The organism is Shewanella sp. GJ50-10 (assembly GCF_055808815.1).
Window position 1 is genome coordinate 4,471,730 of sequence record NZ_JBVVSS010000001.1, and the last position, 21,676, is coordinate 4,493,405.

21 protein-coding genes are annotated in these 21,676 nt (G+C 39.7%); 12 read left to right on the forward strand and 9 right to left on the reverse strand.

Features of this window, described 5'->3' with window-relative positions:
- Positions 1 to 199 precede the first annotated feature (199 nt).
- Complete coding sequence (gene ccoG / locus AC0L4E_RS18875) at positions 200 to 1,627, reverse strand: cytochrome c oxidase accessory protein CcoG (protein ID WP_473681049.1); 1,428 nt, start codon at positions 1,625 to 1,627, stop codon at positions 200 to 202.
- A gap of 170 nt (positions 1,628 to 1,797) precedes the next feature.
- Between ccoG and AC0L4E_RS18880 the strand changes: the two genes are divergently transcribed.
- The 3 genes from AC0L4E_RS18880 to AC0L4E_RS18890 all read left to right on the forward strand — a co-directional run bounded on the left by AC0L4E_RS18880 (position 1,798) and on the right by AC0L4E_RS18890 (position 3,659).
- Positions 1,798 to 2,145: a hypothetical protein gene (locus tag AC0L4E_RS18880; protein ID WP_473681051.1), complete on the forward strand. Its 348-nt coding sequence runs from the start codon at positions 1,798 to 1,800 to the stop codon at positions 2,143 to 2,145.
- An 84-nt stretch (positions 2,146 to 2,229) separates the two neighbouring features.
- Positions 2,230 to 3,132, forward strand: a complete 903-nt coding sequence (locus AC0L4E_RS18885) for a 1,4-dihydroxy-2-naphthoyl-CoA synthase (RefSeq protein WP_473681053.1) — start codon at positions 2,230 to 2,232, stop codon at positions 3,130 to 3,132.
- A 329-nt stretch (positions 3,133 to 3,461) separates the two neighbouring features.
- The gene (locus tag AC0L4E_RS18890) at positions 3,462 to 3,659 is read left to right on the forward strand and encodes a DUF2061 domain-containing protein (RefSeq protein ID WP_299573357.1); all 198 of its coding nucleotides are present in this window, start codon (positions 3,462 to 3,464) and stop codon (positions 3,657 to 3,659) included.
- A 32-nt stretch (positions 3,660 to 3,691) separates the two neighbouring features.
- Here AC0L4E_RS18890 and AC0L4E_RS18895 read toward each other — a convergent pair whose 3' ends face one another.
- Positions 3,692 to 4,891: a potassium/proton antiporter gene (locus AC0L4E_RS18895; protein ID WP_473681055.1), complete on the reverse strand. Its 1,200-nt coding sequence runs from the start codon at positions 4,889 to 4,891 to the stop codon at positions 3,692 to 3,694.
- A gap of 560 nt (positions 4,892 to 5,451) precedes the next feature.
- On the opposite strand from AC0L4E_RS18895, the gene AC0L4E_RS18900 reads away from it, so the two are divergent.
- The 9 genes from AC0L4E_RS18900 to AC0L4E_RS18940 all read left to right on the forward strand — a co-directional run bounded on the left by AC0L4E_RS18900 (position 5,452) and on the right by AC0L4E_RS18940 (position 12,893).
- Positions 5,452 to 6,261: a phosphate ABC transporter substrate-binding protein gene (locus AC0L4E_RS18900; protein WP_299573363.1), complete on the forward strand. Its 810-nt coding sequence runs from the start codon at positions 5,452 to 5,454 to the stop codon at positions 6,259 to 6,261.
- A gap of 100 nt (positions 6,262 to 6,361) precedes the next feature.
- On the forward strand, positions 6,362 to 7,267 hold the full coding sequence (gene pstC / locus AC0L4E_RS18905; protein WP_220754421.1) for a phosphate ABC transporter permease subunit PstC: 906 nt from the start codon (positions 6,362 to 6,364) through the stop codon (positions 7,265 to 7,267).
- Between the two features lie 2 nt (positions 7,268 to 7,269).
- Positions 7,270 to 8,139 (forward strand): phosphate ABC transporter permease PstA, encoded by an 870-nt coding sequence (gene pstA / locus AC0L4E_RS18910; RefSeq protein ID WP_299573366.1) that lies wholly within the window; start codon positions 7,270 to 7,272, stop codon positions 8,137 to 8,139.
- A gap of 143 nt (positions 8,140 to 8,282) precedes the next feature.
- The gene (gene pstB / locus AC0L4E_RS18915) at positions 8,283 to 9,032 is read left to right on the forward strand and encodes a phosphate ABC transporter ATP-binding protein PstB (protein WP_473681058.1); all 750 of its coding nucleotides are present in this window, start codon (positions 8,283 to 8,285) and stop codon (positions 9,030 to 9,032) included.
- A gap of 194 nt (positions 9,033 to 9,226) precedes the next feature.
- Positions 9,227 to 9,784, forward strand: coding sequence for an outer membrane beta-barrel protein (locus AC0L4E_RS18920; RefSeq protein ID WP_473681060.1), 558 nt, complete (start codon positions 9,227 to 9,229; stop codon positions 9,782 to 9,784).
- Positions 9,785 to 9,845: 61 nt separating this feature from the next.
- Positions 9,846 to 10,097, forward strand: coding sequence for a hypothetical protein (locus AC0L4E_RS18925; protein ID WP_473681062.1), 252 nt, complete (start codon positions 9,846 to 9,848; stop codon positions 10,095 to 10,097).
- A 103-nt stretch (positions 10,098 to 10,200) separates the two neighbouring features.
- The gene (locus AC0L4E_RS18930; RefSeq protein WP_473681064.1) at positions 10,201 to 11,067 is read left to right on the forward strand and encodes an AraC family transcriptional regulator; all 867 of its coding nucleotides are present in this window, start codon (positions 10,201 to 10,203) and stop codon (positions 11,065 to 11,067) included.
- 206 nt (positions 11,068 to 11,273) lie between these two features.
- On the forward strand, positions 11,274 to 12,056 hold the full coding sequence (locus AC0L4E_RS18935) for a nuclear transport factor 2 family protein (protein WP_473681066.1): 783 nt from the start codon (positions 11,274 to 11,276) through the stop codon (positions 12,054 to 12,056).
- 477 nt (positions 12,057 to 12,533) lie between these two features.
- A complete protein-coding gene (locus tag AC0L4E_RS18940) occupies positions 12,534 to 12,893 on the forward strand; it encodes a hypothetical protein (protein ID WP_473681068.1) in 360 nt (119 codons plus the stop codon).
- Between the two features lie 134 nt (positions 12,894 to 13,027).
- Here the strand turns inward: AC0L4E_RS18940 and deoD are convergent, their stop codons facing one another.
- The 7 genes from deoD to atpD all read right to left on the reverse strand — a co-directional run bounded on the left by deoD (position 13,028) and on the right by atpD (position 21,664).
- Positions 13,028 to 13,738, reverse strand: a complete 711-nt coding sequence (gene deoD / locus AC0L4E_RS18945) for a purine-nucleoside phosphorylase (RefSeq protein ID WP_473681070.1) — start codon at positions 13,736 to 13,738, stop codon at positions 13,028 to 13,030.
- 90 nt (positions 13,739 to 13,828) lie between these two features.
- Complete coding sequence (locus AC0L4E_RS18950; protein WP_473681072.1) at positions 13,829 to 15,055, reverse strand: NupC/NupG family nucleoside CNT transporter; 1,227 nt, start codon at positions 15,053 to 15,055, stop codon at positions 13,829 to 13,831.
- Between the two features lie 399 nt (positions 15,056 to 15,454).
- Positions 15,455 to 17,284 (reverse strand): glutamine--fructose-6-phosphate transaminase (isomerizing), encoded by a 1,830-nt coding sequence (gene glmS / locus AC0L4E_RS18955; RefSeq protein ID WP_473681074.1) that lies wholly within the window; start codon positions 17,282 to 17,284, stop codon positions 15,455 to 15,457.
- Positions 17,285 to 17,329: 45 nt separating this feature from the next.
- Positions 17,330 to 18,100, reverse strand: coding sequence for a DeoR/GlpR family DNA-binding transcription regulator (locus AC0L4E_RS18960; protein WP_473681076.1), 771 nt, complete (start codon positions 18,098 to 18,100; stop codon positions 17,330 to 17,332).
- 152 nt (positions 18,101 to 18,252) lie between these two features.
- Entirely contained in the window at positions 18,253 to 19,617 is a 1,365-nt protein-coding gene (glmU, locus tag AC0L4E_RS18965) for a bifunctional UDP-N-acetylglucosamine diphosphorylase/glucosamine-1-phosphate N-acetyltransferase GlmU (RefSeq protein WP_473681078.1), read from the reverse strand.
- Positions 19,618 to 19,810: 193 nt separating this feature from the next.
- Positions 19,811 to 20,239, reverse strand: a complete 429-nt coding sequence (locus AC0L4E_RS18970) for a F0F1 ATP synthase subunit epsilon (protein ID WP_473681080.1) — start codon at positions 20,237 to 20,239, stop codon at positions 19,811 to 19,813.
- Between the two features lie 33 nt (positions 20,240 to 20,272).
- Positions 20,273 to 21,664: a F0F1 ATP synthase subunit beta gene (gene atpD / locus AC0L4E_RS18975; protein WP_102529139.1), complete on the reverse strand. Its 1,392-nt coding sequence runs from the start codon at positions 21,662 to 21,664 to the stop codon at positions 20,273 to 20,275.
- Between the last annotated feature and the right edge of the window lie 12 nt (positions 21,665 to 21,676).

Below are 21,676 nucleotides of genomic sequence, written 5' to 3' on the forward strand. Positions count from 1 at the left end.
AAAACCTTCTCAAATCAACCTGACTCAGTGTTTCGCTGTTGCGCTCTGCCGTGTCAGTGGATGCGCATTATAGGGAGATTATGAAACACCGCAAGGGCTTTTTGAAAGAAAATGACAGAAATATGAATGACAGCCGCTTTTTCAAACGAAACGCATAAAAAAGGGACTAAACAGTCCCTTTTTCTTGCTATAACGTCATTTACTCACCAAAGAATCTTGATTCTTGTTTGATTATAACGACCTTGCCTTCGATAGTTGCAGTAACCACTAAGTTAATATTAGTGACTGTTCGTTCTAATAAACCGGGATCAACGGCAATACTAATAGGTAATGTCAGAACTTCACCAGCTTTAACTGCAACTTGGTTCGGTCCATTCCATTCATATGAATCTAAACCGTCCATTGAAAGTTGGTATTCTTGTGCTTGCTCGGTTTTATTAAGCAACTTCAAGGTATAGGTATTTTCAACTAGACCATCATTGGTTATCCGATAAAGTGCATTTCTATCTCGAATAACGTCCATCCGTAATGGAGCAATAGTGGCACTGGCATAAACGAATACCAAGATCATCACAGTTAATGCCACCCCATAACCAATAAGCTTCGGTCTTACGATGGTTTCTTTGATCTCTTCAAGCTTATTTTCGGTGGTATAACTAATTAAGCCTTTGTCATAGCCCATACGTTCCATTGTTGTGTCGCAAGCATCAATACAAGCACCACAGTTTATACATTCATATTGAAGACCATTACGAATATCGATACCTGTTGGGCAAACTTGAACACATAAGTCACAGTCGATACAGTCACCTAAGCCCATTTCTTTAGGGTCAGCTTTACGAGATCTTGGCCCTCTTGTTTCACCGCGCTTAGTGTCATAACCCACTATATATGTGTTTTTATCAAACATAGCAGCTTGAAAACGAGCATACGGGCACATGTGAATACACATAATTTCACGCATCCAACCTGCATTTCCATATGTAGCAAAGGTAAAAAAGACCACCCAGAAATAAATACTTAAGTCGGCATTCAGGGTGAATACATCTACATACACTTCACGACTGGGTACGAAGTAAGACACGAATGTCATTGCGGTTAATAACGAAATGAGGATCCAGGAGGTATGTTTGGCTGTCTTTCGCCATAACTTATTAAAGCTCCATGGCATTTGATCTAGTTTGATTCGTTTATTACGTGCTCCTTCAAATTTTTCTTCGAACCAAATAAAAATAAACGTCCAAACGGTTTGTGGGCATGTGTAGCCACACCACACCCTGCCAAGGTAAGTCGTAACAAAGAACAAGCCAAATGCTGCAATAGTAAATAGTGCTGCCAACAAGGTTAAATCTTGTGGCCAAATAGTCAGCCCAAAGATATGAAACTTCTGCTCAGCTAAATTAAACCAAACAGCCTGTCTGTCACCCCAAGGTAGCCAAGGTAATATTAAGAAAAATGACATTGTTGCCCAACCAATACGCCTTCTTACTGTGGTCCACAAACCAGTTACGGCGCGCACATAAATACTATTACTTGGATTAAATCTGTCAGCCTTACTAGCGTCGGGTTGGTGAATCTTAATCCGTTTTTGTTTGGCGTAATCTTTAGGTGTAGATTCTTGGGTCATCTTAATGCCTTACTACTCATAAAAGGGGCAAAATAAGTAGCAGTTGCCGAAATAAGTTATCGGTTTTAAATAAAAAACACTATCAACTGCTGCACACTCGTGTATAGAGTGTTAATTGAGTATATTATACTCGTATTATTCATGGTTATTCACTTTAATTGGACTAAATGATGAGAGGTTGGATCCTTATTGCACTGATTGGTGCAGTTATTTACTACTTTGCGACTGAAACAGATAAGTTAGATGAACCGATTGCTGAAATTCAATCGGTACTAGACAGCGCTGATGAAAAAGTGACGTCGATGACAGGCACTAAAATTATTAGAAAGAGCGATAAAGTGATTTCTATGCCGTCTGGTGTTCTCGAAAGACTAACATCAAAAGAGGCTTTAGAATTTAAAGCTATTTTTACTGATAACAGCACAGTTGCTGCTTTTGATAGTGAGTATTGCGGTTTTGGTGCAAGACACCCTATTTTTGGCAAAGAAAACCTGCAATTAATCTGCGATAAAATATAAATTTAACTTTCCTGACATCTGTCAATTGACCTGAGATTTAATTCAGCCTAGCCTTTGGATATTCGATTGAAAAAGGCTAGTAAAATGACACAACAGGTTTCTGATATATTTGACCCAACACTTTGGGACACTGTAAATGGCTTCGACTTTGAAGACATCACTTATCATCGCGCCAAAGACCAAGGTACGGTTCGTATTGCAATCAATCGTCCTGATTGTCTTAACTCTTTTCGCCCAAAAACCGTTGATGAGCTTTATACCGCTTTAGATCATGCTCGCCAGTGGTCTGATGTTGGCTGTGTATTACTAACGGGTAATGGACCATCAGCCAAAGGGCAGTTTTCTTTCTGTGCTGGCGGTGATCAACGTATTCGTGGCAAAGACGGTTATAAATATGAAGGCGTCGAAGAAGGCAAACCTGATGTTGCACGTATGGGCCGCTTACATATATTAGAAGTACAACGCCTTATTCGCTTTATGCCTAAAGTGGTTATCGCGGTTGTACCAGGTTGGGCTGTTGGCGGCGGCCATAGTTTACATGTGGTCTGCGACCTAACATTAGCGTCAAAAGAACACGCCGTATTTAAACAAACAGATCCAGACGTTGGTAGTTTTGATTCTGGTTATGGCAGTGCATATTTAGCTAAAATGATTGGTCAAAAGCGTGCCCGTGAAATTTTCTTCCTTGGTTTTAATTACACAGCAGAAGAAGCATTTGATATGGGGATGGTTAACCGTGCAATTCCTCATGCTGAATTAGAAACCGAAGCCTTATCGTGGGCAAAAGAAATCAACAGTAAATCACCAACAGCAATGCGCATGCTTAAATACGGATTCAATTTGCCTGATGATGGATTGGTTGGCCAACAACTATTTGCTGGTGAGGCGACACGTCTAGCTTATGGTACTGACGAAGCTCAAGAAGGTCGTGATGCATTTCTTGAAAAGCGCGATCAAGATTTTTCTAAGTTTCCTTGGCACTATTAACTCTAATAAAGCATTAGTCCATATACAGCCTGCTTAATCCTATCATAGGATAACCCTCTCATTAATTGGGAGGGTTTAAGCTGTTATCTGAACAAATATTCGCAATTCCTGCCAAAACACCAACTTGTACTATCTATAAGCCATTAATAAATCTATAAGCCATTAATAAATGGGACCCTCTCATTTGCAGATGTTTTCACATCATTAAAAGATGGTTTAAATCCTAATCGAATAAGCCTTTTGTTGTAATTGATAAAAAAAGCTTTAAATAGTAATGAGAATTGTTATCATTAATTCGATTAAACAATATTACTTACGAGGGTTATCTCATGAAAAAGACTATCACATTTGCTATTTTGCACTTTAGCGTTGCCTTTACTATCACTTATTTATTAACTGGCAGCATTGTTATTGGTGGAGCCGTCGCCTTGATTGAGCCAGCTGTAAACACTGTAGTGTTTTATTTTCATGACAAAGTTTGGAATAAAATTGAGGCTAATGATTTGGCTAATGCTGCCACAGCATAACCTCAATTTAATGTGTAATTAGTAGATTGCTACTATTTTGGCGGAGTCTCTTTCTCTAAGCCGAGCTTATTCGCTAATGGCGCTATTGCACCGCCTTGAATGAAGATAGAGAACAAGACAAAAAAGAACACCATATGGACTATATCAATAGCACCTGGTACACCTGCAGCCGCCGGTATAAGTGCAAACACAATAGGTGTCGCCCCCTTTAAGCCAATCATTGATATAAATAGACGCTTTTTCCAACTTGCTTTTACAAAAGGTAAGTAACACATCTGCACGGCTAAAGGCCTTGCTACAAATATCAATAATAAACCTGGGATAATTGAAGCCCAAAATACTGTCATTAATGTTTGTGGGAAAATCTGAAGTCCCAACACAATAAACATCAATGCCTGTGCCAGCCAAGACAAGCTATTAAAGAAGTGCAAGTTAACTTGTTGACCACGTTTAATACCATTGCCTATCACCACACCTGCTATATAAGAAGCCAATAAGATATTACCGCCTAATAAATCTGCACCATAGGTAGCAATGATAAAGCTGGCTAAGACAAATACAGGGATCAAACCATACTCAGATAAACTAATTTTATTCAATAAAGTAACCGCAATTTTGCCGATTAAGAACCCTGCAACGACTGCGACTAAGATCTGAGTAACCAAATCGAGGCTAAGTGAAGAAAGTGATACCGATTGAGTTGATGATAATGCCATTTCAGTTAATACAATCACCATCAACATAGCAACTGGGTCATTGGTTGCTGATTCAAACTCCAACACAGTATCGGTTTCTTCTTTTAACTTAAGCTTTTTAGATTCCAGAATTGAAAATACCGCAGCCGCATCGGTAGAAGAAACCACAGCCGCAAAGAGTAAACAAATAATAAAGTCAAAATCGAGCAATAAATATAAAATGGTTGCAAAGATTATTGTCGTAAAAATAACCCCGAACGAAGCTAGAACACCTCCTTCTTTATAAGCCACCTTTATTTTTGCTGTTGAAGTATTCAAACCACCCACAAATACAATCACGTTTAAAGCCAGCCCGCCTATCCATGCGGTTTTCTCTAAGTTGTCATATACAAAGTTAAATTCACCATTGCCCAGTGACAGCCCTACACCCATAAAAATAAATAGCGACGGAATACCAAGAGTTCGAGACGGATGATGTAATAGAATGCCAATAACAACCAGAATAGACATTCCAATCATGATCATCTCGGTTGTCATAAAGCCCGCCTTTAAGAAATTAAGTTAGAGTGTTTTGATGTTTTGCCTTTCAGGAATAAAAGACAAAGTTATAAGCTTTGTGAGTTTTATAACTAAATCGATAATTAAGCTCGACTGTAATAAAACTTTAATAAAATAATTAGTGAGAATTAATTTGTGCACAATATAGCATTTATCGCGCCACCAAACTTAAAATAGACTTAAAAGACTATTAACACAAAACTTTTATTTACGCCCCTGCAAGATCCAAACAGCACCACCAGCCAGCATAAGTAATATCTTGCGACGTTTAAGTTGATTTAAGAAAGCCTGATAACTTTTTACTGAATTATAGTTAATAAAGATAAAACCTTAACAGTTAAATAACATATCAAAAACATCAGCTTAGATACCACCTATAGAAAAGATAGCGACATTTTCCATTGTAACTTAACTGTCATATTGATCTGTCTTAATGCACTCGCTTCAAATTACAGCGTTGAAAGAAGCACCCTAACTTCCAATATCCAAGACGGGTATTTAAGTACAAATTTAAGTCCAAATAATAAGTGGAACTTGTGATGAAAAAAGTGATTGGTTTATTAACTGCTGTTGGTTTAATGACGGCACCTCTTGTTCAAGCTGGTACAGTTACAGTATCTGGTTCAACATCTGTTGCACACGTTATGGAAGTGCTAGCAGAGAATTATCAAAACACAGCGAAAAAGAACGTTGAAGTGCAAAGCACAGGTTCTTCTGCAGGTATTCGTGCTGCGAAAGACGGCACCAGCATGATTGGTATGTCTTCTCGTAACATTAAAGAAAATGAACTAAACGACAATACAAAAGAAATCGTTATTGCTCGTGACGGTATTGCTGCAGCAGTAAACAAAGCAAACCCTGTTCAAGACTTAACTCAAGATCAAATTTCAAAAATCTACCGCGGTGAAATCAAAAACTGGAGCGAAGTTGGCGGCGAAGCACGTCCTATCGTTGTAGTAACTCGTGAAAACGGTTCAGGTACTCGTGGTGCTTTCGAAGAAATCATGGACTTACAACGTACAGTAAACGGCCATAAAGTAACGGCTATTACTCCTACTGCTCAAGTAGGTAACGGTAACGGCATGATTAAAACAATCGTTGCTAACAACCCATTTGCTATTGGTTATATCTCACTAGGTTCAGTTGATGACTCTTTAGTTGCTCTTAGTGTTGGTGGTGTTGAAGCTACTGATAAAAACATCGCAGCTGGCGACTACCAAATCGCTCGTCCATTCATCGTATTAGTGAATGACCAGCCACATCCAAATGCACAAGGCTTCCTAGACTTCATCATGTCAAATGACGGTCAAAGCATTGTTGCTGAAGAAGGTTACATCCGCGTTCAGTAATTATTGAACGAAATATCTTAAGAGGAGCTTATGCTCCTCTTTTGTAGTTTCTAACAAATATTAAAATTATTTAATCATCAGTACGACCTCGAGGCATATGATGAATACAGCAACTAAAGTCCAACCACAAGGACTGCAACTTGCACCTAAAAACGCCATAGACATTAAAGAAATCTTCTTTCATGGCCTATTCCTATGTTGCGCTATGGTTGGCGTTCTATCTGTTTCCACCATTGGATGGTTTGTATTTAACGAAGGTTTACCCGCATTTAAAGAAGCAGGCGTTACTGAGTTTGTAACAGGTAAAGAATGGTTGCCACCAGCGTTATATGGCATACTCCCGATGATTGTCGCCTCAATCATCTCTACTGCTGGCGCCGTTATGATTGGTGTTCCAATCGCAATTCTTACTGCGGTATTCCTCGCAGAAATTGCTCCCAAATGGTTAGCTGATCTCGTTAGACCCGCTGTTGAACTACTCGCTGGTATTCCATCTGTTGTTTACGGCTTTTTCGGGTTGGTGATTATTGTCCCAGCTATCGAAACCCTATTTAATATTCCTGCTGGTAACACCCTATTAGCAGGAATCATAGTATTGGCAATCATGATTTTGCCAACTGTCATTACTATTTCAGAGACCTCAATAAGAGCCTTACCTTCTGTTTATAAAGAAGGTGCATTAGCACTTGGGGCATCACATGTTTACAGTATTTTTAAAGTATTAATTCCTGCAGCTAAAAGTGGCATTTTAACGGGTGTGGCACTTGGTGTTGCACGTGCAATTGGTGAAACCATGGCCATTATTATGGTAATGGGCAACGCTCCAGCAATGCCTGGTTCAATCCTTGAGCCAGCGAGAACATTAACAGCAAACATCGCAATGGAAATGTCATACGCAACTGGCATCCATTCAAGTGCATTGTATGCAACAGGAATCGTGTTATTAGCTTTTATTGTGCTACTTAACGGTTCACTGCTATATCTAAATCGCAAGAGAGCGTACTAATCATGTCTAAGTTTACTCAATCAAACTCGAAGTCATTACTGTCGAGAGAGAACCAAGATAAATTACTGCATGGCGCTATTTGGGCTGCAGCAGGTGTAACCATTTTATTTCTGTTGTGGGTTGTTTGGCACATTCTTTCAAATGGTTTAAGCCATGTAAGCTGGGAGTTCATTACAAGTTCTTACACTCGTATTGGTGAAGCTTCTGGTATTTGGGCGATGATAGTCTCAACGGTCTATATGGTATTGCTTTCATTAGCTTTCGCCGCACCGATTGGCATTATGACGGCTATTTACCTTACTGAGTACGCAGCGCCTGGTAGCAAGTTTGTTCAGGTTATTCGCTTTTGTACTGAATCATTAGCTGGTATTCCGTCAATTGTTTATGGCCTATTCGGTATGACATTCTTTGTCACTACCTTAGGTTTAGGCTTCTCAATCCTTTCGGGGGCACTGACGTTAGCCATGCTGATTTTACCCGTAATTATCCGTACGACTGAAGAAGCATTAATGGCAGTACCGATGAGCTACCGTGAAGGTGGTTACGCATTAGGTAGTAGTAAGATTTACACCATTTGGCGTTTAATTTTACCCAGCGCATTACCAGGCATTGTTACGTCAGTCATTTTAAGTACTGGCCGTGTAATTGGAGAGTCAGCACCGGTATTTTTAACTGCCGGTATGGTGACTCAAATACCTGACTCTGTAATGGATTCAGGCCGAACATTGACTGTTCATTTATATAAGTTAACTCAAGAGTTATTTACTCAACATGAGTGGGATCAGGCTTATGCGACTGCAACCATCTTGATTGTACTCGTATTAATGCTGAACTTAGCGACCAAAGTGATTGCAGGTCGATTAAATAAATAAATCTAATCACTATTTACTTAAACGCCTTAAACAATCGGCAATAAATAGTCATTACATCATGAGATATGTGCACAAAGCACGCAGTACTCATAAAACGAACAGTAAATAACACGTAAAAAGTCGTGTTATATAAAGGCCAGATAATGAACAAATTACAAGTAAACAACTTAGACTTATTCTACGGTGAGAACCACGCGTTAAAAGATATCTCAATTAACATTCCGTCTCGTCAGGTAACGGCACTAATTGGGCCATCTGGTTGTGGTAAATCAACCCTACTAAGAACCCTAAACCGAATGAATGATTTAGTTGCTGGGGTAAAAATTACCGGTACAGTGGCATTTGAAGGTGAAGATATTTACGCAGATGTTGATGTTAAACAGCTTAGAATGCGCGTTGGTATGGTTTTTCAAAAGCCAAACCCGTTTCCAATGAGCATTTATGAAAACATCGCATTTGGACTTAAAGCCCAAGGGGTTAAAGATAAAGCGGTACTTGACCAAGTAGTGGAAGACTCATTACGCGGTGCAGCACTATGGGAAGAAGTGAAAGATCGTTTAAATACACCAGCATTTGGTCTTTCAGGCGGTCAGCAACAACGTTTATGTATTGCCCGTGCTATTGCAATGGAGCCAGAAGTTATCTTAATGGATGAGCCAACCAGTGCACTTGATCCTATCGCAACTCATAAAATTGAAGAGTTGATGGATGAGTTACGTAAAAAGTTCACCATTGTTATTGTGACTCACTCGATGAACCAAGCTAAACGAATTTCAGATAGAACTGCGTTCTTCTGGATGGGTGAATTAGTAGAGCAAGGTGAGACACACCAAGTATTTAATAACCCGCAAGACTCACGCACTCAGGGTTATGTTAGTGGTGAATTTGGTTAATACGATTGTATAAAATTGTCACTAAATAGTTCGAAATTATAAAGCCTTCAATATGATATTGAAGGCTTTTTAATTTAATCAGGCAAATAGTTTCATCAACAAAAAACTACTTCGTCAATGACATGCTAACTGACTTTTAACCTTGATATAAAGGCACGCCAATTTTTAAGGCTGATATTTCAAGGACACTTAAAGTGAGATACATTTTCCTCATCATGACGTTGCTAATTCCTTCTTTGACCACAGCAGAGGAAGTTATTGACGACTCGCACCACGTTATCAGTTTAGGTGGTGGCTTAGGCGTATCTCGATGGGCTGAAGTGCATGGGTTTGATGAAGAGAGATTAAACTTAAAACATCATTATGAAGTCGCTTACCGTTATCAATTCAACCCTAGTTGGGGAAGCGAAATAGGCTACATGTACCAAAAAATAACAGGCTCCATTGTTTTATCTCCGCTAACCAGCGCTTATATTGATAAAGTATCTAGTCTTCGTCTAGCAGCCGTATATTCAACTCCAGTTTCACAACGCTCTTCTTTTCTATTTAAGCTAGGTGCAGCCCAATATCATGTCATTGCAAATTTAAGATATGACGATGAAAATGTAGATACAGATAATGAAGGTATTGGTGCCTTAGCAGCATTAGGTTGGCGATATGATTTTACATCAAATTATGAGTTTTCTTTGGTTTATACCTACCAGAAGTTTGATACGAATACTGTAACCGCCAATTTTGGTTATCGGTTCTAGTCACTATCAACTCTACTGCGTTTGATTTACCATTTAATCCTTAACCATATTAGGAGTTATTTTGGCTAAACCAAATGCTAAAGGACCGACCCGCACCGTTGATATATTTTGTGCTAAATGCAAAACCCAACTATTTAAATATCGTAAAGGTGGCAAAGGCGCATTAGTTAAGTGTTTTAAAGAACGGATTGTTGATGATTACACTAAAACACCTTGTGTGTGTCCACAATGTGAAACTCCTTTTGCTCGAGATACCTTAGTTCGCGGAACCCCAGCTTATAAAATGATTGGTGGCAAAGTCACCATGAAGTAATAAATGTCCTTATTTAACAGACATAACCTTAGAGAGTTTAATAAGTTGCTAGACTATGGCGCTATCCACTACACTTTTACTCTGAAATAAGTGGAGTTATATATTGAATATACCCAATATTGGTTTTAATCATCAACAATCTGATGATGAGGAACTGGAAGTTATCGACTTAGCTTCGATATACCAAAGAACGGATATTGATCATAATCCACAGCACCCCCATAGAGTAAATTTCTTTATGCTCATTTATTTTGAGCAGGGTGAAGGGGAGCATATGGTGGATTTCAATAACTACCCATTTGAAGCAGGTTCACTGTTGTTCGTCCAACGAGAACAGGTTCATGCCTTTGACTTTTCTTCAAAGCCACAGGGTAAGGTACTTATTTTTACACAAGCCTTTCTTGATCATGTGCATGCCAATATGCGCCTGCCCAAATACACTCCCACCCACCTCAATCAACAACACTCGCCACAACTTAAATTAGATGCACAGACATGTCATAGAACCGAAACCTTAATCAATGAGATGATAGCCGAAATAAATCAGCCACAAACAGAACAACTAGTAGTGATGTATTTATTCTCTGCATTGGCGTTAATACTCCATCGACTTAGACCAGAAGCAAAACACGACCAATTATCCCAAGAACAAAGTATAAAGCTGGCGCGCTTTTTCGAGCTAATGCAACAAAACACGCGTAAAACCCGTGATGCAAACTGGTATTCAAACCAAATTAATGTCACTTACAAAACCTTAAATCAAATTTGTAAACTCGCTACAGGTTTAACAGCCAAACAAATGATCGATGCCTTTACTGTTGTAGAAATCAAGCGTCATATTGTTATTAGCCAAAAACCATCTCAACAAATCGCATATGACTTTGGTTTTGAAGATGCTAGTAATTTCGTTAAATACTTTAAAAATCAAACTAGTACTACACCAAGTCAGTTTTTAAAACAGTTAGCATAAAAGTATTAAAGCTCTCTGAAGTTCGATATTCACCATTTTTACACTCATATACACTCTGCCAACATTCACCTTGCTTCTCTAATATTGTTCTCAAGCAAACAGAGGACAAAACAATGAAAACAGTTTCTACCCTATTCAAACATACTCTTATCACTGCAAGCATAATGAGTTTAATCGCATGTTCCGCTACCCAGGAGATATCTACAATGTCTAGCAAAGTGTCTAATAAAGAAAAAACTGTTGCCGTTATCTCAAGCATTGAGACAGGTGATCAATCAGCCATTGGGTACATCAATCCTGAAAAATATATCCAACATAATTTAGCGGTAGAAGATGGTTTAGCGGGTTTTGGCGCAGTATTACAACAACTTCCAGAAGGTAGCGCTAAGGCAAGTGTTAAACGCTCATTTCAAGATGGTGATTACACCTTCACTCACACAGAATATAATTTCTTTGGCCCTAAAGCAGGCTTTGATGTATTCCGCTTTGAAGAAGGTAAAATTGTTGAACATTGGGACAACTTACAAGAAATAGCCCCTGCAAATGCCAGCGGAAGAACCCAACTGGATGGTGCTACAGAAATAACTGATTTAAACAAAACTGATGAGAATAAAGCCATTGTGGCTGACTTTGTCAAAACGATTCTTATGAATGGCGACATGTCTAAGATCAATCAATTCATTGATAATGAAGACGATGCCTACATACAACATAATCCAGGTATTGCTGATGGACTTAGTGGTTTAGGCAAGGCATTAGGTGAACTCGCAGCAGCCAATATGCCTATGGTTGTTAGTAAAAACCATAAAATACTAGGTGAAGGTAACTTTGTGTTATCCATTAGCGAAGGCACCTTTATGAACAAACATGTTTCATTTTATGATTTATTTCGCCTGGAAAATGGCAAGATTGTAGAGCACTGGGACACCATCGAACCAATCCCTGCAGAAAGCGAATGGAAAAATACTAACGGCAAGTTTGGTTTTTAAACCGCTTTAACATTATAAAAGCTAGTAGCTAGTAGCTCGCTGACTAGTAAGAAACAAAAATACCGATTGATTTTTAAACGGCATTTTAATCTTTAAATTAATGAAAGGTCTAAGCGTTATAAAACCATTGATGCTTATGCTTGGAATACTCATTAAAAACTATCGGACAATTACGACAAATACCACTAACACAAAAACTTCAATACCATAAAGTGTGAAACACAACATCAGACAGCACATTACCAATAAGCCTACCCATGTAATTGCCCATATAGTAAAAACCTACATCTAGCGATTTTGCTCTATTTAGCAGCAAAACTGCTGCATAAATTGCTTTTCAGCCCCTTTAATAGATAAAAAAGACTAAAAATGACCAAGCTATAGAGCTCAGTAACAATATAGATATAGCTATTTAGTTACTCTTGCTAAAAATGAATTCAACTTTTTAGAAGAGTTTAGCTTTAATAGAGGTAACAAATGAAAAGATTGCTCTCTGCAGCTGTCATTAGCTGTGTACTTATAGGATCAGCATCTGCTGCACAACAACTTTCAACTGATGATGCGATTGGCATGGCTGGATTAATGGTCTGCGATGTATTTTATAGCGATATTGATTCTGAAGAATCAGCAACCAAAGCCGATATAATCAAAAAGCTAATGGCAGTAAAATATAAAACCAGTATCGAAGACATGATGATGACGCAAACTACGAGCGATGAATTAGAGCGTTATATTTCACAATTCAATTCATCTGATGATAATCAAAAGAAAAGCTTATGCGCACAAGCCATTCAATACACTCAAGATAGCAGTGTCGCTAGTTTAGGGATGAGATAACCTCAACATTCACTTAGATACTTTATGATTTATTGAATAAACAAAAATGCCACTGATAGTTTGTAAAGACTGCTAGTGGCATTTTAATTATTAAACTTAAATCAAAGCTTACAAACGACTTAAATTCAACAGTTTTAATCTAAATGGCTTACCGCTTCTAGGGTAAGTTTAATCATGTCATTTAAGGTTTGCTGGCGCTCATCAGCGGTCAAATGTAAACCTTGTCTTAAATGGTCTGTTACCGTCATCATTGCGAGCGCTTTAGCACCATATTCTGCAGCTACGCCATATAAGCCAGCAGCTTCCATTTCGACACCTAAAATGCCGTATTTTTCCATTAGGTCGTAACGGGTGTCATCATCACTATAAAATAAATCAGAAGAGTACAAATTACCCACATGGTAATTAGCACCTTGTTTTTCGGCAGCATCAGCAGCTAAACGCAGCAAGTTGAAGTCCGCAATCATGGCAAAATCAGTGTTAGCAAAACGTGTACGGTTAATAGCTGAGTCAGTACTGGCTCCCATTGCCATAACAACGTCCATTAATTTGATTTTGTCACTAACAGCCCCGCAAGAACCAATACGAATAATGTTTTCAACACCATACTCAGTAATCAGCTCTTTGGCATAAATAGAAATCGATGGGATCCCCATGCCAGATCCCATAACCGAAATACGCTTACCATTAAATTCACCGGTATAACCCAGCATATTACGAACATCTGTCACTAAAACCGCATTTTCAAGAAAATTGTCAGCGATGTATTTAGCGCGCAACGGATCGCCAGGCATTAATACTGTTTTAGCAAATGCGCCTTCAGGGGCATTGATATGTGGTGTCATCTTATTACTCCGATAAAGCCTGTTTACCTAACAGGCATAAGGTTTAATCTATTTTTTTACTAAGTTTATTTACCAAGCTAATTCGCTAAGTTAGTTAGCTAAGCTAAATAATAAGCCAGCAATAGTGCCGCTCATTAGGTTGGCAAGCGCTGCAGCAATTAAGGCTTTCATACCGATTGCACTCAAGTCATGACGACGTTCAGGGCATAATGCCGCTAAACCACCTATCACCATGGCTAACGACCCTAAATTGGCAAAGCCACACAATGCAAAGCTAATGATAATTTGAGTTTTCTCTGATAAATCATCAGACACTTTTAAGAAGTCGATATAGGCAACAAATTCATTAATCACCATTTTCTGACCGATGAATGATGCAGCTTGAGTAGCCTCACTCCAAGGCACTCCCATAATCCAAGCTAACGGCGCTAAAAAGTAGCCAAGAATAGCTTGCATCGTCAGCTCGCTATATCCAAACCAGCCACCAATACCACCAATTAAGCCATTAACCATGGCGATAAGACCTACAAATGCGATTAATAGTGCTGATACGGCTAGTACCTGCTGCATCCCCATTGCTGCGCCATTAGCTGCTGCATCAAGGACGTTTGTTGGTTTATCCTCTTGCTCTTCCATCACCTTTTTAATGTCATTACGCGGCGTTTCAGTTTCTGGCCACATCAACTTGGCAAACAATAACCCTGCCGGTGCCGTCATAAAGGCAGCTGTTAGCACATACTTAATATCAACACCCATTTGGATATAACCAATCATGGTGCCACCAGCGACAGAAGCTAAACCACCTGTCATGACGGCAAATAATTCAGATCGAGTCATATGCTTTACAAAAGGGCGAACCATAGATGGCGCCTCGATAGGGCCAACAAAAATATTTGCTGTCGCAGAGAGAGATTCTGCGCGGCTAGTACCTAGTAGTTTTGATAGTCCGCCGCCAATAACGCCAATAATAAGCTGCATAATACCGAGGTAATACAGCACGGCTATCAGGGCACTGATAAAGACCACAACACATAGCACGTTAATGACAAAGATAAAGCCAACACCAAACTTAGCCAGATCGCCAAAAACAAAAGCGAGACCTTCATTGCCATAATTAATGACATGCATCACCCCATTTGATGCCGCATCAAGCATGCTCTGGCCCATGGGTAAATACATAACAAAAGCACCAAAGGCTACTTGAAAGGCTAACGCACCGATAACCGTTCTTGGTTTAATCGCACTGCGACGCTCAGACAATAAAATAGCTAAACCGATTAAGGTACACATACCTAATAAACTGATGAAAACTTCCATACATTTTGAACTCATTAAACGTGTAGTTGCCTGCAGTGTATCTTCGTTTAAAGCAGACTCAAGTGTTATGTACCCTCAAAAATAACAATAATATTTAAATGAAAAAAACCATATAAAACAGGCTTAAAAGCAACCCAAAAACAACAAATGTATCAACAAAAAATCAACCGCAAAAACCACATGTACTCATAACAAAAACAAGCACCACAAAAATAAAACAACACAAGAGCTTTAGTTAAACCAAAGGATAAAAAGAATCGAGTTGTTCAACGAAATAAAAGCGATCAATAAACATCAATTTTGAAAGTTAATCACAGAAAAACTGCTATTTTGCGGATGATAGAAATAAAAAAGCCTCCAATAAGGAGGCTTAAAATAGATAAATAAGGCTATTCAGGCTTATTCAACAGTTACAGATTTAGCAAGGTTACGTGGTTGGTCGACATCTGTACCTTTAATTAGGGCCACGTGATAAGACAGTAACTGTAATGGTATGGTGTAAATCAATGGCGCCATAAACTCATCACAATGTGGTACAGGAATAACCTTCATTGTGTCGTCAGATTCAAACTCTGCATCTTTATCGGCAAATACATACATTAACCCACCGCGAGCACGAACTTCTTCTACATTTGATTTAAGCTTTTCGAGTAATTCATTATTTGGCGCAACGACAATAACAGGCATGTCAGCGTCAATTAACGCTAATGGGCCATGCTTTAACTCACCCGATGCATAAGCTTCGGCATGAATATATGAGATTTCTTTAAGCTTAAGCGCACCTTCCATTGCGATAGGGTACTGATCGCCGCGACCTAAGAATAATGCATGATGCTTATCAGCAAAATCTTCTGCCAATTCAGCAATGGCATCATCTAAACTTAGTGCTTGTTCAACTTTAGCAGGCATAGATTGCAAGCTTTGAGTTATTTCAGCTTCCATCTCTTCAGTCATACCGTTATGACGTCCAATCGCTGTTGTCAGCATTAGTAATCCAGCAAGTTGCACTGTAAAGGCTTTAGTTGAAGCGACCCCAATTTCGACGCCCGCTTTCATCATATAAGCCATATCTGATTCGCGCACTAATGATGAGCCAGGAGCATTACAAATGGTTAGCGTTGCTTTGTACCCCATCTCTTTTGCTAAGCGCATAGCTGCTAATGTATCTGCGGTTTCACCTGATTGCGAAATAGTCACTAATAAACTGTTCGGGAACATGTGAGATTTGCGATAGCGGAACTCTGATGCAATTTCTACGTTGCAAGACACGCCGGCCCAATCTTCTAGCCAGTAACGTGCTGCCATACCGGCATGATAACTTGTACCACAAGCTATGATTTGAACATGCTTGATATCTTTTAAGAATTCAGCAGCATTTTCACCAAATGCTGAATCTAACACTTTACCTGCTGCTATTCGGCCTTCAAGTGTATGAGCTATTGCAGTTGGTTGCTCATAGATTTCTTTAAGCATGTAATGGCGGTATTCACCTTTATCACCAGCATCATGAGTCACTTCAGACTCTTTAACTTCACGCTCTACCGCATTGCCATCAACATCAAAAATATGGACTTCACGGCGGGTAATTTCAGCGACATCACCCTCTTCTAAAAAGGCAAATGAGCGAGTTACTGGTAGTAATGCTAATTGATCAGATGCGACAAAGTTTTCACCCAGACCATAACCCACAACTAATGGACTCCCACTGCGAGCAACAATCATGCGCTCGCTATCACGACGGTCAATCACAACCGTGCCATAAGCACCCTCAAGTTGTTTAACTGTCGCTTGAACAGCTGCAAGTAATGTTTCACTTGTTTTTAATTCATGGTGAACTAAGTGACAAATCACTTCTGTATCGGTATCTGATGCAAAGGTATACCCCAACCCTTTAAGCATATCGCGTAACTTATTGTGGTTTTCAATGATACCGTTATGAACAACGGCAATATCACCATCAGATAAGTGTGGGTGAGCATTGCGTTCACTTGGTTCACCGTGTGTAGCCCAACGAGTGTGAGCAATACCAGTTCCGCCAGCTAAAGCTTCATTAGCTAAAGCGTCATCTAACTCTTGCACTTTACCTACACGACGTGTGCGACCAAGTTCACCTTGGTTAATAATTGCAACACCAGCTGAATCGTATCCACGGTACTCAAGGCGCTTTAGGCCTTCAACTAAAATTTCAGCTACATCTCTTTGCGCTACCGCGCCTACAATCCCACACATATGCTAATACCTATTTTTAATACTTAAATATAAATCTTATTTGGTTTATTTCTTGTACGGGGCCAATAACACTTTGACACCATGTTGAGTAATTTTGTCGATCATTTCTGCTGGTAATCTATCATCAGAAACTAAAACACTGATGTTTTCCCAAGCTAGCTCAAGATTAGGGATCCTGCGGCCAAATTTATCTGACTCAAGCATGACAATGACTTCGCGTGATACTTCAGCCATTACCTTACTTAACCCTGTTAGCTCATTAAACGTAGTTGTTCCACGCTCAAGATCAATGCCATCAGCACCGATAAATAATTGGTCAAAATTATACGAGCGTAAAACTTGCTCAGCGATTTGGCCTTGAAACGATTCTGAATGCGGATCCCAAGTGCCACCGGTCATCAATAATGTCGGCTCTTTTTCTAGCTCTCTGACAGAATTTGCTAATTGTAATGAGTTAGTCATCACCAGTAAGCCACGTTTAGTATCTAACTGCTGGATTAAACCAGATGTGGTGCTGCCACTATCAATGATAATGCGGTTATGATCCGTGATTAATTGCGCAGCCTTTTTAGCTATCGATAACTTGTTCGGGGCAATTTTAGCGCTGAATTGTTGTGTAGCTTCATCTGGAACAGCAACTGCGCCACCATAACGACGTAATAACAGTCCAGCTTCTTCTAAAGTCGCTAGATCCTTTCGAATAGTGACTTCAGAAGTTTCAAAGCGTAACGAAAGCTCATCAACACTTACCTCACCTTGTTGAGATAAAATACTGATAATATTATGTCTACGCTGCTGAGTATTACGTTTGTTCATATTAACCATAAGTTTCGTTTCGAAAGATAATTATAATCAATCGAAACTTTATTAACAATATTTCGATTAATTTTTATCTGATTACAGCAGACATAAAAAAACGGCCTGTTATTTAACAGACCGTTTAGATAAAGGTGATTTAAATTTCTATGTTATTTAGCGAGTTTAACAGGTCTTGCCCATCCACTAATATGACGTTGCTTAACGCGAGTTATCACAAGTTCACCTTCACCCACATCTTTAGCAATAGTAGAACCTGCACCTAATGTGGCGCCTTTTCCAATAGTCACAGGCGCAATGAGTTGCGAATCACTACCAACGAATACATTATCTTCAATAGTCGTTAAGAACTTATTAGCACCATCATAGTTACACGTAATTGTACCTGCACCTATGTTCACTCCGGAACCAATTTTAGCATCACCTAAATATGCTAAGTGACCCGCCTTTGAACCTTCACCTAATACGGCTTTTTTCATCTCAACAAAGTTACCAATATGGGCATCTTGTTTAAGTTCTGCGCCAGTGCGTAATCGGGCAAATGGCCCTGCACTTGCAGCTTTACCAAGCTTGGCACCTTCAATGATAGAGTAAGGCTTGATTTCAGCATTATCTGCAATATCGCAATCTATTAAAATGGCGCCAGCACCGATAGTGACATTATTACCTAAGGTAACTTTACCTTGAAAAATAACATTAACGTCAATCATCACATCCATACCCACGCTCACATCACCGCGGATATCAATTCGAGCAGGATCACGCAAGTTCGCACCTTCAAGCATTAGCTTTTCAGCGCTTCGGGCTTGATAAGCGCGCTCTAATTGTGCCAATTGAACGCGATTATTAGCACCTTCAACTTCTACAGCTGACTCAGGTTGAGCTGTATCAATCGCTACACCATCTTCTTTTGCCATGGCAACAATATCGGTTAAGTAATATTCGCCTTGAGCATTGGCATTTGATAAGCGACCTAACCAAGATTTAAGTTGTTTACCTGGCACAGCCATAATGCCAGTATTCACTTCTTGAATTTGTAGTTGCTCAGCATTGGCATCTTTTTGCTCAACAATACCGACTACGTTGCCACCTTCACGAACAATACGACCATAACCTGTTGGGTTATCCAAATTAACCGTCAAAATTGCCATACCATTTTGCGGACGAGCTGCTAATAATTTTTCAAGAGTAGACTGTTGAATTAACGGTACATCTCCATAAAGGATAAGAACGGTATCGTCATCACTAATATTTGGGTTTGCTTGCGCCACAGCATGACCTGTACCTAACTGCTCTGCTTGTAGCACCCAATTAACAGATTGCTCGCCTAACGCATTCTGTAATTTATCTGCGCCGTAACCATAAACAAGCTGAATAGCTTCGCTGCCTAATGAGTTTGCCGTATCTATAACGTGCTGCACCATACTTTTATGCGCAATAGGGTGAAGAACTTTTGGTAAGTCAGAACGCATCCGTGTTCCTTTACCAGCGGCTAGAATAACTACATTTAATGACATCAGGTTTCCTTGAACTACTATTCACTATAATTGTGGTTATTTTAACGCAGTTTTATTGAAGCTGGAAACTAAGATATTTAAATGAAGGTTTACAGAGGTTGTTATATATGAATTTTGAAGATCATTTGTTTCAGAACTAAACATCAGACACAAAAAAGGCGACCCTAGGGTCGCCTTTTTAAAACAATAACCTTTATCTGGCAATGTTCTTTTTGATGGTTTCAACAACACGAAGTTGAGCTAAAGATTTAGCTAATTCGATTGTTGCAGCTTCATAATCGAAGTCAGCACCTGCGTTAGCGATATTCGCTTCAGCACGTTGCTTAGCTTCAAGTGCAGCTTGCTCATCAATATCATTGGCACGCATAGCGACGTCAGCAAGAACAGAAATTGAATCAGGTTGTACTTCCAGGATACCACCTGAAAGATACATCACTTCTTCACTACCATCTTGCTTAATCATGCGCGCCATGCCAGGTTTGATCTTAGTTAGCAAAGGAGCATGGTTAGGCATAATGCCTAACTCACCTTCGGTACCGCTCACTTCTAAGAAGCTTACTTCACCGCTGTACATGCTGCTCTCTGCACTTACTATATCAAGTTTGACTGTCATGGCTGCCATCAAGATCTCCTAAAATACTAAGCTAATGCTCAGTTATTTCTTTTTGTTAGCTTTCTCGACAGCTTCGTCGATTGAACCAACCATGTAGAACGCTTGCTCTGGAATGTGATCGAACTCACCACTCAAGATGCCCTTGAAGCCACGGATAGTGTCTTTAAGAGAAACGTACTTACCAGGAGAACCTGTAAAGACTTCTGCTACGAAGAAAGGTTGAGATAAGTATTTCTCAATCTTACGTGCGCGGAATACAGTTGTTTTATCTTCATCAGATAATTCATCCATACCCAAGATAGCAATAATGTCTTTCAGCTCTTTGTAGCGTTGAAGTACAGTTTGTACGCCGCTTGCTACATCGTAATGCTCTTGACCAACTACTAATGGATCTAATTGACGTGAAGTCGAATCCAATGGGTCAACCGCTGGGTAAATACCTAGCGAAGCAATGTTACGAGACAGTACAACAGTCGCATCTAAGTGAGCGAAGGTTGTTGCTGGTGACGGATCGGTTAAGTCATCCGCAGGTACATATACCGCTTGTACAGAGGTAATAGAACCAGACTTAGTTGAAGTAATACGTTCTTGTAGAACACCCATTTCTTCAGCTAGTGTTGGTTGGTAACCTACTGCAGAAGGCATACGACCTAACAGTGCAGATACTTCAGTACCGGCCAAGGTGTAACGGTAGATGTTATCAACGAATAACAGTACGTCACGACCTTCGTCACGGAATTTTTCAGCCATTGTCAAACCTGACAATGCTACACGTAAACGGTTTCCTGGAGGCTCGTTCATTTGACCATATACCATGGCTACTTTGTCGAGAACGCCAGAATCTTTCATTTCGTAGTAGAAGTCGTTACCCTCACGAGTACGCTCACCAACACCAGCGAATACAGAAAGACCTGAGTGTGCTTTTGCGATGTTGTTGATTAATTCCATCATGTTGACGGTTTTACCAACACCAGCACCACCAAACAAACCAACTTTACCACCTTTAGCGAAAGGACATACAAGGTCGATAACCTTGATACCAGTCTCTAAAAGTTCTGTTGAGCTTGACTGATCTTCGTATGAAGGAGCTTCACGGTGAATTTCATAACGCTCTTCTTCACCAATGTCGCCACATTCATCGATAGGCTCACCCAATACGTTCATGATACGGCCAAGGGTTGCAACCCCAACCGGAACAGAAATTGGTGAACCTGAGTTTACGACCTCTAGACCACGACGCAGACCATCAGAAGAACCCATAGCGATGGCACGAACAACACCACCACCTAGTTGCTGCTGAACTTCCAGCACCAAACCATTACAAGTTCCTTCACCTGTGATCTTCAGAGCGTCATATACCTGAGGTACAGAATCTTGTGGAAACTCTACGTCCACAACCGCGCCAATTACTTGGACAACAGTACCTGTGCTCATGATTAATCCTCT

Excerpts from the sequence above, each read along its gene's own strand:
- AC0L4E_RS18890 (WP_299573357.1), top strand. The coding sequence starts at position 3,462 with ATGAAAAAGACTATCACATTTGCTATTTTGCACTTTAGCGTTGCCTTT.
- pstB (WP_473681058.1), top strand. The coding sequence starts at position 8,283 with ATGAACAAATTACAAGTAAACAACTTAGACTTATTCTACGGTGAGAAC.
- AC0L4E_RS18960 (WP_473681076.1), bottom strand. The coding sequence starts at position 18,100 with ATGAACAAACGTAATACTCAGCAGCGTAGACATAATATTATCAGTATT.
- AC0L4E_RS18940 (WP_473681068.1), top strand. The coding sequence starts at position 12,534 with ATGAAAAGATTGCTCTCTGCAGCTGTCATTAGCTGTGTACTTATAGGA.
- AC0L4E_RS18950 (WP_473681072.1), bottom strand. The coding sequence starts at position 15,055 with ATGGAAGTTTTCATCAGTTTATTAGGTATGTGTACCTTAATCGGTTTA.
- AC0L4E_RS18895 (WP_473681055.1), bottom strand. The coding sequence starts at position 4,891 with ATGACAACCGAGATGATCATGATTGGAATGTCTATTCTGGTTGTTATT.
- atpD (WP_102529139.1), bottom strand. The coding sequence starts at position 21,664 with ATGAGCACAGGTACTGTTGTCCAAGTAATTGGCGCGGTTGTGGACGTA.
- pstA (WP_299573366.1), top strand. The coding sequence starts at position 7,270 with ATGTCTAAGTTTACTCAATCAAACTCGAAGTCATTACTGTCGAGAGAG.
- ccoG (WP_473681049.1), bottom strand. The coding sequence starts at position 1,627 with ATGACCCAAGAATCTACACCTAAAGATTACGCCAAACAAAAACGGATT.
- AC0L4E_RS18900 (WP_299573363.1), top strand. The coding sequence starts at position 5,452 with ATGAAAAAAGTGATTGGTTTATTAACTGCTGTTGGTTTAATGACGGCA.
- AC0L4E_RS18970 (WP_473681080.1), bottom strand. The coding sequence starts at position 20,239 with ATGGCAGCCATGACAGTCAAACTTGATATAGTAAGTGCAGAGAGCAGC.
- AC0L4E_RS18880 (WP_473681051.1), top strand. The coding sequence starts at position 1,798 with ATGAGAGGTTGGATCCTTATTGCACTGATTGGTGCAGTTATTTACTAC.
- glmU (WP_473681078.1), bottom strand. The coding sequence starts at position 19,617 with ATGTCATTAAATGTAGTTATTCTAGCCGCTGGTAAAGGAACACGGATG.
- pstC (WP_220754421.1), top strand. The coding sequence starts at position 6,362 with ATGAATACAGCAACTAAAGTCCAACCACAAGGACTGCAACTTGCACCT.
- deoD (WP_473681070.1), bottom strand. The coding sequence starts at position 13,738 with ATGACACCACATATCAATGCCCCTGAAGGCGCATTTGCTAAAACAGTA.
- AC0L4E_RS18885 (WP_473681053.1), top strand. The coding sequence starts at position 2,230 with ATGACACAACAGGTTTCTGATATATTTGACCCAACACTTTGGGACACT.
- glmS (WP_473681074.1), bottom strand. The coding sequence starts at position 17,284 with ATGTGTGGGATTGTAGGCGCGGTAGCGCAAAGAGATGTAGCTGAAATT.
- AC0L4E_RS18935 (WP_473681066.1), top strand. The coding sequence starts at position 11,274 with ATGTCTAGCAAAGTGTCTAATAAAGAAAAAACTGTTGCCGTTATCTCA.